At 67.6% G+C, this 15029-nt stretch carries 9 protein-coding genes; 2 read left to right on the top strand and 7 right to left on the bottom strand.

Features of this window, described 5'->3' with window-relative positions; all coding sequences use genetic code 11:
• Window positions 1–58: 58 nt before the first annotated feature.
• Window positions 59–424: a hypothetical protein gene (locus VGR67_13480; GenBank protein ID HEV8337422.1), complete on the bottom strand. Its 366-nt coding sequence runs from the start codon at window positions 422–424 to the stop codon at window positions 59–61.
• Between the two features lie 70 nt (window positions 425–494).
• The gene (locus VGR67_13475; protein HEV8337421.1) at window positions 495–3224 is read right to left on the bottom strand and encodes a protein kinase; all 2730 of its coding nucleotides are present in this window, start codon (window positions 3222–3224) and stop codon (window positions 495–497) included.
• Window positions 3225–3404: 180 nt separating this feature from the next.
• Between VGR67_13475 and VGR67_13470 the strand changes: the two genes are divergently transcribed.
• Both VGR67_13470 and VGR67_13465 read left to right on the top strand, forming a co-directional pair.
• Window positions 3405–4307 (top strand): hypothetical protein, encoded by a 903-nt coding sequence (locus tag VGR67_13470; GenBank protein HEV8337420.1) that lies wholly within the window; start codon window positions 3405–3407, stop codon window positions 4305–4307.
• Between the two features lie 79 nt (window positions 4308–4386).
• Window positions 4387–8178 (top strand): S8 family serine peptidase, encoded by a 3792-nt coding sequence (locus VGR67_13465; GenBank protein HEV8337419.1) that lies wholly within the window; start codon window positions 4387–4389, stop codon window positions 8176–8178.
• 1106 nt (window positions 8179–9284) lie between these two features.
• Here VGR67_13465 and VGR67_13460 read toward each other — a convergent pair.
• The 5 genes from VGR67_13460 to VGR67_13440 form a co-directional block, all read right to left on the bottom strand.
• On the bottom strand, window positions 9285–10352 hold the full coding sequence (locus VGR67_13460; GenBank protein ID HEV8337418.1) for a hypothetical protein: 1068 nt from the start codon (window positions 10350–10352) through the stop codon (window positions 9285–9287).
• Between the two features lie 134 nt (window positions 10353–10486).
• Window positions 10487–11131 carry a DUF4410 domain-containing protein gene (locus VGR67_13455; protein HEV8337417.1) on the bottom strand — a complete coding sequence of 215 codons (645 nt, stop codon included), beginning with the start codon at window positions 11129–11131 and terminating at the stop codon, window positions 10487–10489.
• 116 nt (window positions 11132–11247) lie between these two features.
• Window positions 11248–12042: a hypothetical protein gene (locus VGR67_13450; protein HEV8337416.1), complete on the bottom strand. Its 795-nt coding sequence runs from the start codon at window positions 12040–12042 to the stop codon at window positions 11248–11250.
• Between the two features lie 16 nt (window positions 12043–12058).
• Entirely contained in the window at window positions 12059–13711 is a 1653-nt protein-coding gene (locus VGR67_13445; GenBank protein ID HEV8337415.1) for a S8 family peptidase, read from the bottom strand.
• A 553-nt stretch (window positions 13712–14264) separates the two neighbouring features.
• On the bottom strand, window positions 14265–14798 hold the full coding sequence (locus tag VGR67_13440) for a tetratricopeptide repeat protein (GenBank protein HEV8337414.1): 534 nt from the start codon (window positions 14796–14798) through the stop codon (window positions 14265–14267).
• Window positions 14799–15029 lie beyond the last annotated feature (231 nt).

The raw sequence follows: 15029 nt of genomic DNA, 5'->3' as shown, positions 1-15029 counted from the left end.
GGCGCCGGAGCGCCGGAATGGACGCGCCCTCCTGCCGTGCCGTGCTCCGCGCGGCGGCTCAGTGATGCCGCGTCTCGGAGGGCGAAGCGACTTCCACCGCGGAGCGGCAGCGGGCGCAGCCCAGGACCTTCGGATCGAAGGTCGGGTTCAGGTGGATGAGCTGCTTCTCCAGATCCCAGCAGCGCGCGCAGAACGGCCCCGGGTCGGGATGATCGGCGCGCCAGTAGCAGTTGTTCCGGAAGCTCAGCGAGCCCGCCGTGGAGAGCTGCTCGCGCAGGATCTGGTTCTCCTTCTGCAGCTGCGCAATCTGCTCCTGCATCTCCAGGATCCCCGCCTGGAGATCGATCACCTTTTCCTGGACGTCGATCCCGCTGGAACTCTTGATCGCGCGCAGGAGATCCCGCGCCGTTTGAAGTAATCGCATGCTTCCCGGAAGAGGAGTGAGTTCGCTTCCGGCCGCCGTCATGAGACTCCCCGAAGGGAGCGGCCGGTGATCAACTCTCGCGCAATATTCTTCCGAGCTCCTCCGCCCAATCGAAGATGATGACCACGTGCGACGGATCCTGCCCCGCGTCCTGGGGCAGCCGCTTGATGACGAGAAACTGCTTGCCGTCGGGATGAACGTCGTAGACCGGACGGGCTCCGTGGCTTCCCAGCCAGCCGGAGTAGATCTGACGGGGGGCTCCCAGGTGCAGGGTCCCGCCCGCTTCCTCAGCCGTCACCGCCATGAGGTGTCTGTCCTGAGGCGGGACGAAATAGATCTCGCGGCCGTCGTGCGACCACCGGACGCCTCCCCCGCCCGCCGTCGAGACGCGCAGCCGCGGGCCGGGGCCGGGAAACGACGTGACGTAGATCTCCGGGCTCCCGGCGCCGTCGCTGTAGTAAGCCACCCAGCGTCCGTCCGGGGAGAACTGCGCTCCGCCGTCGTAGCCGGGCGTTTCCACGAACGGCCGGAGCTGGTTCTCCGCACCCACCGACAGCACTCCGAAATCATCGGCCGTCTTGTTGGTGTAGTACTCAACGAGCAGGAACTTCCCGTCGGGAGACCAGGAGGTGGGCGCCATCGCCTCACCCTGCGACGGGATGCTGGTCTCGGGCGCGGCGCCGTCGACCGGGCCGATCCGGATGGCGCGCTCGCCGTTGCGCGGCCTCCATGCCCGGGCGAGCCGCAGGCCGTCGCGCGACCAGACCGGCTGGAGGCTCCCGTCCCCGTCGGCCGACACGGGCCACGTGGCGCCGCGCGTCAGGTCGCGGACCCAGACGCCGACTCCTTTTGCCGTCCGGGCGGCCATGGCGACGCGATTTCCGTCCGGGGAGATGGCGAAGCTGAGGACGCGCATCGGCTCTTGGAAGGCGGGACTCTCCCTGCCGGCGCGATCGACCCAGAGGAACTCGGTGTTCTGGACGCGATCCTGGATTCCCGATTCGCGGTAGACGAGGTTCCCGGCCGAAGACAGGGCGTATTGCGCGCTGCCGTCGCCGCTCTCCTGATCGCCCGTGCTGGCGCGGATCCCCTCCACGACCGGCTTGGCGGGCCCGGTGACCATCAGCTTCTCGGAGTCGAAGGGCGCCGCGAGCAGGACGTTCTCGCGGACGAACAGGAGCGCTCCCGCGGCCACGCGCGGATAGGAGCCGCCGTGCAGCACCACTTTTCGGGCGCGGGTGTCGAGCGGGACGACTTCGACGTCGGCGTCGTCGTAATCCTGTCCCGTCTTCTGGGTCATGAAGACGACCGCTTTCCCGCCGGGGATGAAGCTGGGCCAGCGATGCGAGCGCTCGTCGGATCCCGGCGCCAGCTCCGTCAGGGGTTCGGTCTTGCCGCCCGCGCCGGCGACCCGGAACAGGCCGGTGTCGAAGCCTTTGGCGAAGACGATGACGTCGCCGTCGCCCCAGGTCCCGCCGCGTCCGTCGCCATTCTTCAGATCGGCGAGGTGCACCGGGGCTCCGCCGTCCGATCCCACCTTCAGCAGCCGGCCGCCCGAGAAAAAGGCGACCCAGCGGCCGTCGGGCGAAAAGAACGGCGCCCGCGCTCCCTCCGTCCCGGAGAGCACCGTGCTCTCCTTCCGATCGAGGCGGCGGACGTAGAGCCGGTCGTTGCCGTTCTGCCCCGCGACGAAGGCCAGCGTCTTGCCGTCTGGAGACATCACCACGGCGGCGCCCAGGTCGGTGCGCAGCGCCGCGTTCTGGATCATTTCGACCTTCAGGTGGATCGGCGAGCGCGCCGTCGCGAGGGTCCCGGGACGCTTGAACGCGAAGGAGGTGACGAGCGCCAAGGCCAGGACTCCGGCGACGAGCCAGGGGAGCCACCGCAGCGCCGGAGACGACGTTTGGACTGCCGGAGCGGCGGCCGGGCTCTCTTCCGCCGGCCCCTCCAGGGCTTCTTCCAGCGCCAGCCGGCCGTCGCCGATCGCCTGGAGCCGTCTCTTCGGATCCTTCTTCAGGCAGCGGCGGAGCAGATCCCGGATCCGTGCGGGGGTGCCGGCGGGCAGCGCCGCGTAGTCCGGCTCGCTTCTCAGAACCGCCGCGATCGTGTCGGAGATCGTCTCGCCCCCGAAAGCCTGCCGGGCGGTGAGCATCTCGTACAGGACGCAGCCGAACGACCAGATGTCGGTGCGGCGATCCACCGACCGGCCGCGCGCCTGCTCCGGGCTCATGTAGGCTGCCGTCCCGAGAATCATCCCGGCGCGCGTCCCGGCCGAGGTAATGGTGGGCGACATCGAGGGATTTCCGGAGCCCGACTCCGTCTCGAAGGCCTTCGCCAGCCCGAAATCGAGCACCTTCACCTTGCCGTCCGGCGTGATCTGGACGTTCGCCGGCTTCAGGTCGCGGTGGATCACGCCGCTCTCGTGCGCCGCTTCCAGCGCCTCCGCGATCTGTTTCGCGACGTCGAGGGAATCCTCGATCGGCAGCGCGCCGCGGCCGAGCCGCTGGGCGAGGTCCTCGCCCTGGATCAGCTCCATCGCGAGGAAGTGGATCCCCTCGGCGCTGTGCAGGCCGTGGATCACGGCGATGTTCGGGTGGCTCAGCGAGGCCAGGAGCCGCGCTTCGCGCTCGAACCGCGCCAGCCTCTCGGCATCCTCGGAGAACATCGGCGGCAGGATCTTGATGGCGACCGGCCGATTCAGGGTCGAATCGACGGCGCGCCACACCTCTCCCATCCCGCCCTCGCCGATTTTCGCCTCGAGACGGTAATGGGAAAGCATCATGCCAGGCTGGAGGCTCACGACGCGGGACTCCCGTCCGGACGGCAGGCCGCGGCAGAGTCCGAAGTCTCGCGGACCCCGGCGCCGGACGCCAACCATCTCAGTGGCCGGAGGATACCACGGCTCGGGCGAAACTGTTGACAGGGAAAGGGCCGGAACCTACGTTTAGGCTTCGCGGCTGAATCCGCGAAGGAGAAGAGCATGAAACGTCTGATCTTGGCCGCCTCGCTGGTGGCGGCGCTGGGAACCGCCCCCGTCGCGGCGGGCGAACTGGAGAACGCGCTCGAAAGGCAATGGCGGGGGGCCTGGGTGCTGACGGGGCTGGACGCCTATTCCGACTGCGCCGGGATCCACACCGACAACCAGATCAACGGCGCCCTCGTCCAGGCCAAAGGACAATATCGCTTCAAGCCGGGAGAGCTGGCCCGGGTCCAGAGCATCGACCTGAAGCGCACCAGCGTCGAGATCGGGCTGAGCCTCCAGGAGCCTCTCCTCCATTCGTTCCAGGACGGGCCGTTCACCCTGTACCGCGAGATCCGCTGCCTGGTCGACCTGGACGTCGAGCTGCCGCGCGCGCTCGTCGCCGGCAAGGATCTCAAGGAAATCAACGACTTCCTCCAGCCGATCCTCGCCCGCTACTTCAGCCCCGAAGACGCGCTGCGCTCCCGGGCTTGGAACGGCCGCGTGCGCGATCCCTTCCCGGCCGACTACGAGCGCACGATGGCGCGGCACGACGCCTGGAAGGCGGAGCAGTCGAACGCCGCGGTGCAGACGCGGATCGATCAGGCCCGCGAAGAGACGGCGCGCCTCGTCGACCGGATCAGCAACGATCCCGACTATCTGAGAGGCTTCGCCGCCGGTATCGAAGTGATGCGCTCCCAGGATCTGACCCGCTGCAGCGACATCCTGGGCCGCGACTTCGCCACCATCGCCTCCTCCCCGGAGAGGCTGCTCGCCTCGATGGCCAGCGACGCCGCCGCGCGGACCAAGCGGGGCTACCAGGACGGCGCCCGCATGGTGTTCGGCCTGGAATCGCTGCGCCGCCTGCCCGAATGCCTGGTGCCGGTGCCCGAGGCGCCTCCCGGGCCCGATCCCAAGAGCTGAGCCCCGGGAAGAGCCGATCGACAACTTTTGATCGAGAAGGGGCGGAGCCCGGTTACAATCTGCCGGGGGGGTCGCCGCCATGAGCCGGGTGCGCGGTTTCGGAATCGCAGTCCTGTCCGTCCTCTCCGTCTCCCTGATCCTCGGCTCCTCGTCCCGGCTCACCGGCTCGCCTGCCTCCCCGCCGGAGCTGCGGTACGCCGCGGGCAGCTTCAGGCCCGGCCAAGCCAACCCCCCCGCCCCTTCCTGGTACCGCGACAGCTCGGAGCGCGAAAGCCCGCGCCACCTCCGCTACCTCGTCGCCGTCACCGGCGCCACGCTTTCCGACGAGCAGCTCCGCAAGCTCCGGGAGACGGGCGCGACGGTCCTCGGCTATCTGCCGGTCCACGGCTATCGCCTGAGGATCGACGCGGCCCGCGAGGACTCGGTGCGGGCGCTGCCGTTCGTCGCCTGGCTCGGCGCTCCCCCGGCTCATTTCAAAGTCTCCCCTGAGCTCGCCGCGCGGGCCGAGCATCCCGCCGCGCCGGTCCGGCTGCGCGCCGTCCTCGAGGCGGGCGAGCCGCCCCAGCGCGTCCGCCTCGCCCTGGCGGGGCTGGAAGTGACCGCCGTCCCTTCCGGGAAGGACGGGGCCTGGCGCGCCGAGGCGAGCGTTCCCGCCGAGCGGCTCGCGCCGATCCTCTCGCACCTCGCCGGCCTTCCCGAGGTCGAAGCGGTGGAGATCGCGCGGACCTTCCGCGCCATGAACCAGGACGCGGTCTGGGTCCATCAGTCGTTCGTCGGCCCGTCGCCCCAGCTCACTCCCGTGTTCGATCACGGCCTCTACGGATGCGGGCAGGTCGTCGGGCTGGCCGACACCGGCCAGGACTACGACCTGTGCTTCTTCCGCGATACCGTGAACGGGCCGCCTCCCTTTTCCTCGTGCCTTTCGGCGCCCTGTCCGGCGGCCGCGCCGGCGCCGAGCCGCCGGAAGGACATCCTTTATTACAACTGGTCCGGAACGCCGACGGGGGACGACGACACTTGTCCGGCCACCATCGGCTCGAGCGGCCACGGGACGCACACGTCCGGATCCCTCGCCGGCGATCAGTCGCCCTTCGCCGATTGCTCCGGATTCACCACCCCGGGGCGCAACGGCGGGGACGGTCTGGCGCCCGGCGCCAAGCTCGTCGTCCAGGAGATGGGGGACGGCTTCGAGTACCTCAACAACCGCGGCGGGACGCTCTGGAACCTCGCCGACGTCGCCTACCAGAGCGGCGTCCGGATCCATTCCAACTCATGGGGCGGCGCCTGCTATGACATTTTCGGCGAGTGCACCCCCGGGTGCACCATTCCGTACGACTCCTTCGCGCGCGACGCCGATCTGGCGATGTGGACTTACCCCGATCTCCTCCTGGTCACCGCCGCCGGCAACGGCGGCGATTTCTGCCCGCCGCCCGTATCGGTCGGGACCCCCGCGAACGCCAAGAGCCTCCTGAGCGTCGGGTCGGTGGGGCACGGAGCCGCCGCCGGCGTCCACTCGTCGTTCTCCAGTCCCGGCCCGGTGTTCGACGGCCGCTTGAAGCCGACCCTCTCCGCCCAGGGAGAGTCGACGGTCTCCGCCGCCTCCGACGCAGACCCCACGTCGAACGTCTGCAGCGACACCTGCTCGCTCGACGGGACCTCGATGTCCTCCCCGACCGCGGCGGGACTCGCGGCGCTGGCGCGCGAGTACTACACCGCCGGCTACTACGCCACCGGCGCGCGCAACCCGGGGTCGGGATTCACGCCGACCGGCGCGCTCTTGAAGGCGACGCTGATCGACGGCGCCGTGGCGCTGGGCGCCGCCGCTCCCGCCGCCGACTTCGAGGACGGCTTCGGCCGGATCCTCCTCGGCGGCACCCTGGCCTTCGCCGGCGCGTCGTTCCAGCTCCGGGTGGACGACCACCGGGCCGGGATCACGACGGGCAGCGTCGTCACGCACGCCTACGACGTCGCCGGTGGCGAGCCGTTCCGCGCGACCCTCGTCTGGAGCGATTTTCCGGCGGCGCTGAACGCCGCCGTGGCGCGGGTCAACGAGCTGAAGCTGGAGGTGATCGATCCCTCCGGCGCCGTCTGGTTCCAGACGATCGACGCCGGCAGCGGACTGCCGGTGATGACCAGCAACGCCGCGGCGCCGCACGACGGCCTCAACGTCGAGGAGCGGCTCGTCTTCCCGAATCCCGCTCCGGGACGGTGGGTCGTCCGGGTGCGGGGCGTCGACGTGCCGATGGGCCCCCAGAGCTTCGCGCTCGTCGTCCGCGGGGCGCTGTCGAACTGCCCGGCGCCGGCTTCCCCGGCGGCCCCGTCGCTCTCGGCTCCGGCGGAGCACCAGGTCCAGGTTTCTTGGAACAGCGTGCCTGTCGCCGCGGCCTACAACGTCTATCGCAGCCTCGGCGCCTGCCCCGGCGGTCCCTGGTTACAGGTGGCGAGCGCCGTCACGGGAACCTCATTCCTCGACAGCACCGTCTCGGGAGGTGCGACCTACAGCTACACGATCGCCGCCGGGTCCGACCCGGGCGCCTATTGCGAGTCGGCGCCTTCCTCCTGCGCGCAGATCGTTCCGACGGGCGATTGCTTCCTGATGCCCGCCTTCGCGGGAGCGAAATCGGCCCAGAGCGCCGGAGCCTCCGGATGCGCCATCAACCTTTCCTGGGATCCCGCGACGTCTCCTTGCAGCGCGTCGGTGCGCTACAACGTCTACCGCAGCACTGTCCCCGGCTTCACGCCGGGCCCGGCGAACCGGATCGCCCGCTGTCTCGGGACGACCGGCTACACCGACGCGCTCGGCCTGGCTAGCGGGACCTCTTATTACTACGTGGTGCGCGCCGAGGACGCGACGTCGGGGCACGGCGGGGCGTGCCGTGGCGGCAACGAGGAGGGCAACGACGTAAAGGTGTCGGCGAGCCCGTTTGGCCCTATGGCCCCAGGGACGCTCCACGACGACGCGGGGGACACGGGCGCCGCGATCTTCACGCCGGGATCTCCCTGGCTTCTCGCCCCCACGGGAGGGAACGCCGGCCCCAAGGTCTACCGGGGCAACAGCAACGGCAGCGCGTGCGGCGATTTGACGAGTCCCGTCCTGACGCTCCAGAGCCCGGCGCAGGGACCCCAGCTCTCCTTTTCGACGATTCACACGCTGGAGTACGACCCGTTCGGCTTCTTCGGCGCCGAGGGCTCGGTCGGGCAGGTCGAGATCGCCACGGGGCCCGGATTCACGAACTGGACGCGCGTGCCGCTCACCCCCAACTATCCCGCTATCGTCGAGTTCCCCTTCAACAACTGCGACACGACGGGAAACGCCACCACCTATTTCAGCGACGTGAATACCACCTACTCGACGTATACCGCTTCCCTCTCCAACTGGGCCGGAGGCGACGTGCGGATCCGCTTCCGGCTGTCGGGCGATCTCTTCTACCCGGGCGGCTCCTGGTGGATCGACGACGTCCAAGTCACCAAGACCTTCGTCCCCGGCGCCTGCGCGACCGTCGCCGCGGGACCCCCCCCCATTCCCGACGGCGCCTCGGTGCCCGGGCTGCCGCTGGGCGTCACGACGAGCGGGTCGAGTCTGGCGCTGACCTGGGATGCGACGCAGTGCCCGCCGGCGGCGGTGAACGTCTATTGGGGGAACCTGGGGAGCTACTCGAGCTTCGTGGGAGGCTTCTGCGGCCTCGCCCCTTCCGGGTCGGCGACGATCAGCCTGGGGCAAAACGTCTGGTTCCTGGTCGCGGGGACCGACGGCGGCGCGACCGACGGAAGCTGGTCGCGCGATTCACTCGGCAACGAGAAGAGCTACTCGGGCGCCTCCACCGCCTGCCCCGCCATCACCCAGCACGTCACCAACAACGGCTGTCCCTGAGAGAACCTGACGAAAAAACGTACTCCGATCGAATGGGTATCGGCGGGGAGAGACCTGCCCCTTGACAGGCCCATGAACCCGGGTGTATTTGAGGTTCCTCCCATGTTCGCATTTTCTTGGAGGGATACCGATGAAGCGTCAGTGGGTGGCTAAGGTGGTCGCTTTGGCAGGAGTTGTGTTGGTGGGCGCCGCATTCGCTGCCATGGATCCGGTGGGAGCGCCGGCGGCGCCGCGCGCCGGAGAGCCGGCTCTTCTCGCGCCGGGCGCCCCGGTGGCGCAGTGTCAGGCTGAGATTCGACCCACCCTGGAGCTGGCGCCAGACGCGAATGCTCCCGAACCGGTGGTGGTCTGCCTGCTCATCCCGGAGTGTTGGAGCAATTCGGACTGTGACGCAAAGTGTGGGGCCAAGCTCGGCAGGTGCGTGCACAACGATTGTCCCGCGCGTATCTGCCGCTGCCGCTGAGCCGGGCGGGATCGAGTCACTTCACCGGCGTGCTCGTCACGCGGTCGATCCCACGAGGCAGTTGGCCGACTGCGAGTTCTTGCCGATGGTCCTCAGGGGGATCTTGCGAGACCTGCCCCTTGACAGGCCATGAGCCTGGGTGTACTTGAGGTTTTTCAATACACTTGCATTCTCTTGGAGGGATACCGATGAAGCGTCAGTGGATGGCGAAGGTGGTCGCTTTGGTAGTCGTTGCGATGGTGGGCGCCGCGGTCGTGGCCGCCATGGACCCGGCGGGAGCGCCGAAGACCGCGCCCAAGGTCGAAAAGTCAGTCCTTGTCGCGCCGAACGGCGAAGCCGGATCGGCGTGTCAAGCGGAGGTTCTTTCCGCCGTGAAGCCGGCCCAGAATGAAAGCGCTCCCGAACCTGTGGCGATCTGCCGGCTCCTCCCGGAGTGCTGGACAGACTCGGACTGCGACGCACGGTGTGGAGTTGGACTCGGCAAGTGCTTGCACAGCAATTGTCCGCCGCGATACTGCCGCTGCCGCTAGCGCTCTCCTGCGGCCTTTGAAGGCCGCGAAGCTGGTTTCAGCGCATGGGTCCGCGCGGCTTGGCGTCGGCTCACGGTCAGGGCCGTGAGCCGGCCAAGGCCGCGGGACACGATTCACTTCACCGGGGTGAGCATCACGCGGTCGACCCCCACCAGGAAGTTGGTTGACTGCGAGTTCTTGCCGATGATCATCAGGGCGATCTTGCGGGGGCCGGCGTTGAGGTTGAACGTCCCGAGCTCCACCAGGTCGACGCGCTTCACGGTCGGGGAATAGCCGTCGAATTTCATCGAGGACTTCTCACCGTTCACCTCCGCGTCGATGATGCCAAAATCGGGGCCCTGCGTCAGTCCGAGGCTGACCCGGTAGGCTCCCCGCTTCGTCACGTCGATCACGAGGTCGAGAACCGCTCCCACCGCTCCTTCCGTCCACAGCAGGTGAGCGTCCCCGCTCCAGTCGGGCCCGAAGCCCGCCATCGGCTGATTCGAAAGCTTGCCCCCCGCCACCAGGTACTTGCGGTTCCTCAGGAGCGTCTCTCCCTCCCACATCTGCGCCCCGCTGGGTGACTTCATCGTCTTGGGGGCCGCGGGAGGACCAGCCGGGCCGGGCTTGGGAGACGGCCCGGGGGCCGGCGGTGGCGGCGGCGCGTTTCCAGGACCTTTGTTGGCCGAGAGGCCCTGGGCTTCCGCCAGGCTGATCTTCTTTGCCAGGTAGAAGCGGGGCGCAAGAAAGAAATCGTAGACCGGCCCTGACTTGGCCTCGTACTGGGCATTCATGCCGTCGCAGGACACCTTGGCGCCGGGCGCGTCCCTCAGGAAGGGGTCTTGATTGCAGTTGCCGCGGACGAACCTCTTCCCCTCGGCGTCGCCCGAGATGAGCAGCTGCTCGGTGGCTTCCCCCGTTTTGCGATCCCAGGAAGCCTTGCCCAGAACCTTCAAGGAGATACTGTCGTATTTCGAATTCTTGTCGACGTCGAAACCCGCGACCTCGGTCTTGCTCCAGTCCTTGTATTCCTTGGAGCAGTGCGCGGTGACGGTGTAACGCTGCAAGGGCCCGAGGACCCCCGAGGCGTCCATCAAGCGCAGCTCGCCACACGACAAGGCGAGCGCCGGTGCTCCGCCGGCCGCCCACCAGACCGCTGCGAAGGCCAACCCCAGACTGATTCGGAATGGAATCCTGCTCATGATCCGCTCCTCCCGGAAGCTTCCTGCGCTTCCCCTCTTCTCCGGATCACGAGAAAGAGCGTTTCCAGGGGCCACGGATGGGGCTTCCGCTCATCTTTTGGCTGTTTCCCCACCGGACCGGCCTGGCGCCACGATTACTTCTTGGCGATTTTCCCCTTGGCGGCCACCGCGAGATCGTCGTGCAGCGCCTCGCCGAACTCCTGCAGCCACTTGAGCACCTTGTCGTCGACCTCGGACATGTGGGTGCCGCTGACGACCCGGTGATGGATCGCCGCAAGCAGCTCCCCGGAGGCCTTGTCGGTCAGCTTGATGTCGTAGGTGGCGAAGCCGGCGCCGGCTCCGAAGCCGATGATGGACTTCGCGACTTTGCTGCCGGCGCTGCAGTCGACGATCCGTCCCGTCATCTCGACGTCCCCGCCGTCGCGCGAGACCTCGGCCACGCCGGAGAGCGTCGACGACAACGCCCCCTTCAAGCGCGCCGGCATGGTCTCCGTCAGCTCCTCGGCTTTCGCGGCGTCCTTGGCGTCGCGCGCCTCTCCCAGGAACTTCGGGTCGGACCACTTGTCGACGTGGAGCTTCTTCCCCTTCAGCGTGAAGCCCGGCTTGACCCAGACGTAATCGATCTCGTCGGTCTTCCGGAATTCCACCGCAGGGCCGAACCAGGCCGGATCCAGCAACCCGTCGTCCAGCTTTTTCCCTTCCTGGGCCGCCAGGGCCGCGCCCGGCGCGAGCCAGCCGGCGAGCAGCAACGCGAGGATCGTCGCTCCACGAAGACGCATCTTCCCTCCTGCAAAAAGCGGATTGTCCGAGAGGATTCCCCGGCTCCGGCGGCCCATTAGATGACAGCCGCGGGCGCTGGGTCAATGGCTTCGGAAGAGGGACGGGGACGGAGGGGTTAGCGCTGGGCGCGCAACGAGGAGGCGCGCCGCGAGCCGGCGAGGCGCGAGTCGGACAGCGAGGTCGGGGCGGCGTCGGGTCCGCGGAAGCTGGTGGCGGAAACCTGCATCGTCCAGGAGTGATAGATGAGGACGCAGAACGGGAAGGCGAGGAAGCAGGTGTAGACGCCGGCCTGCTTCACCAGGAGGATGAGGATGATCGCGAGCGATCCCCCCGCCAGGAACGAGTAAGCCGTCCACTGGAACTTGTCGATCCAGATCTGTACCAAGGACCGGCCCTGCTCCAGGGCGGAGGCGATGCTCACGAGGCCGGTGTTCACGAGATAGAACGCGCAGGTCGCGCCAAGAATGGCGCGCAGCGTCCCCTCGCTCATGATCTGGGCGGGATTGCCTCCCAGCCAGGCGAAGACGAACGCGGCCGTCACCCCGCCGATGACGTGGTCGCACAGGTTGAACAGGCGTTTGTGCGGCGCCATCTTGTTGCGGCGGGCGAGCGAGAAGCTCAAGCTGCTCGCGATCGCCGTGACCGCCGCGGCGCCCGGGCCGAGGTAGACGCCGGAGGCCAGGACGAACGGGAAGCAGGTCGACAGCCGGCAGTTGTCTCCGAGGTCGACCAGGTAAGGCGCGGCGGCCGCGCCGTACAGCGAGAAGAGCAGGAGGTAGGTCGTGAACCTCACCCCGCCGACGACGAGCCCGGCGGTGGCGACGGCGACCCCCGTGAAGTAGACCGCCATGAGGTAGCGATCCAGGGCCTGCTTTCCGGTGAAGAGCCACCCGGCGTTCATGGGTTTCACGCTCCTTCCCACTGATTCAGCGCTTCGGCGGCGAGTTGTTGCCGCCCCAGATCGCGCCGTTGGATCCCACGCCCGAGCTGCCGACCGTTCCTTTGTTTCCCCAAACCGCGCCGCTCGCCGCGACCGTGTCGGTGTTCCGCAGCGGATCGCTTCCCCAAATCAGCGTGCCGCTCCAGCTCAGGGGATCGCCCCAGAGAAGGTCGGTGCTCTGGATGACGATGCCGGTCGACGTCATGAAGGCCTGCGGCGAACGCGACGGCGCCTTCGCGACGCCCTGTTCCTGGAGCGCGGCATACAGGTTCGCGAACCCCGCGCCTTCCGAGAAGATGTCGTACTCCAGGCGCTTCTCGGCCGACTTCATCAGTCGCGCCTTCACGGTATCGGGAGTGAGGGTCGGATCGGCGTCGATGAGAATCGCGGCCATTCCCGACACGACGGCCGTCGCCATGCTGCTGCCGGTGAGCTCGAGATAAGGGGAATCGAGATTCGCCTTGTTGGGGTCGCTGTTGAATGCCGAGTACTTCACCCTCAGCGCCGGGTACGTCGCATCGAGCGTCGAGCCCACGGCCCGCAAGGAAGTCGTGCGGTTTCCGGGAGCCACGAGGTCCGGCTTGACGAAGTGATCGATCGCCGTCGGCCCGCGCGACGTAAAGGTCGTCAGGATGTCGTCGCCGCGCGACGGGCTGAGGTAGTTATTGGAGGCTCCGACCGTGATGACGTAAGGGTCGTTCCCCGGGCTTCCGATCGTGCCATAGCCCAGCTCTCCCCAGTTGCCCGCGGAGACCACGACGACGATCCCGGCCTTCCAGGCCTTCTCCACCGCGATGCACAAGGGGTCGGTCGCGTAGGATTGCTCGATAGCCTGGCCCAGCGAGATGTTGAGGACCCGAATCTTGTAGTTGGCCCGATATTTGATGACCCAGTCGATGCCGGCGATGACGTCGCTCACGTATCCGGTCCCGTCACGCCCCAGGACCCGGACCGAGACGAGCTTGGCCTCGGGCGCCATTCCGTAGAAGCGCCGGAAGGACTTGCCGTCATTGCTCTGGTTGGCATTTCCCGCGATGATCCCCGCCACGTGCGTGCCGTGGCCGAAGTAGTCGGCGAAGCCCTTCTCCTGCCCGACGATCTCCACTTCCGTCAGGATCCGGCTGCCGACATCGGGGTGGTTCGCGATTCCGGAATCGAGAACCGCGACCACGATGTCGTGACCCTTCAGGCCAAGGTTCCTCCGGGCGAGGTCCGCGCCGAGAGTCACGTTGTTGATGTCGTTGGTGAGCCCGACTTTTTGATCCATCGACACGCGCGTGACGTTCGGAAGCGCGGCCAGCTGCGTCAGCGAGCTCGGCGCTATGGAGACGGCGTAGCCGTTGAGGTTTTCATAACGCCGGAGGACGCGAGCCCCGAAGCTGGCCACCGTCGTCTCATCCAGGCTGGTCGCGGCATTCGCGGTGGTCACGACGACCTGGATGGGAGTGTTCGGATCGCCCTTGACGAGCGCGTCGAAGACCATCGGGCTCAGCTTGGACTTGGTGGCCCCGTCGGTCCCTATCAGGCTGCGCGTGGCGGCGCCGGCCGTCGACGGCGGCAGAGGGCCTGCGACCGCGGTCAGGATGAGCCATGAGGCAATGACCGCAAGCGCCTTTCGATTGGGGTATCTCTTCACCATCGCTTCTCCTCGCCCGGTTGCGAGACTGGCTCGTTTCGAACCCGCTGCGCAATAACTCCCGGGGAGGGAAGGTGCAATCCGAATGCCCTTGGAAGCGCCGGGCAAGGAGACGTCATGGATGATCCAGGCAGGAAAGGACTTCCGGGCAGAAGATCGACCCTTGGGCCGGCGGGCTGACAAAAGCGGGGCGGCGCGTCGTGTGCGGATTCCCCACACACGATCGCCCCCAGATCGAGCGAAGAACGGAGGCAAGCCTCGGAGTCAGGTCAGTTGCGGGCAGGGTTCCCGGAAGAACAGGGGGGTGTTCAGAATCTGTTCATGTTCCAGTTCCAATAGTGTCGCGTCCCAGAAATAACGTTAACACCGAGACCGCCGAGGTGTCCGGATGGCCAGGCGCGCTGGAGCGTCGCGTACCCAAAGCGGTACGCAAGCGACAGCGCAACGTAGCCAGCCGGGATGGATCGGCGGGCGAATTCGGGGCAGGTTTGGACCCGGCGGCAGAAACCCGCCGCGGGTCAACCCGCCGCCTGTGACGGGATTCGGAGACGCGACACTAGTTGGGGTTGACGCCGACGAAGGACCCCGCCGCGTTCACGGCGTTCCAGAGCGACTCGGGATCGTTGGCGAACGACTGCGCGAACATCTCCTCCGCCTTGGCGCGATCCCCCTTCAAGTTGTACGCCGCGCCGAGCTCCGCGAAGAGGCGGCTCTCTTTGGGAGACTTCACGAGCGCCTTTTGTAAAGTGGCGATCGCCTTGTCGTAGTCCTTCGCCTCGGTGTAGACGGCTGCGATCCGGCGCCAGTCGCTCTCGGCGGCCTTCTTCGCCACCGCCCGATTGAAGTAAGCCTCCCCCTTCTCCTTGTCGCCGGAGAGGTAATGGACGCGGCCGATCGCGATGAGCTCCCAGCTGCCCTCCTCCGACATTTTGTCCGCGAGCTGCAGGAGCGATTCCGCCGCCTCTTTCGGGCTTTTTCCCTGATAGTTCGCCGGAGTCGCGCCGAGCTTGGCGCCGGCGACTGCCAGCGCGGCGCCGAGCGTCATTCCGAGAGTAAGCAGTCCGGCACCCGAAAGGACCCCAGTTTTCATGATCGGCCTCCCCTGAAGCGTTCGAGGATCGGTGGTCGAGAGTTCGGAGCGGCGCCAGGGGGGAAAGGTAACAGAAAAGCCAACACCTGTTCCACTAGTGTTGCGTTTCGGAAATCATGTTAACACCGAGGTCGCCGAGGCGCCCGGATCGCAAGGCGCGCCAGAGCGTCGCGTACCCAAGGCGGTACGCAAGCGAGGCGCAACGCGGCGAGCCGGGATGGATCGGGGGCC

It is taken from the genome of Candidatus Polarisedimenticolia bacterium (assembly GCA_036004685.1).
Lineage (GTDB): Bacteria > Acidobacteriota > Polarisedimenticolia > Gp22-AA2 > AA152 > DASYRE01.
Note: the sequence above shows the minus strand (reverse complement) of the source record. Positions and strands in the feature narration are given on the sequence as shown.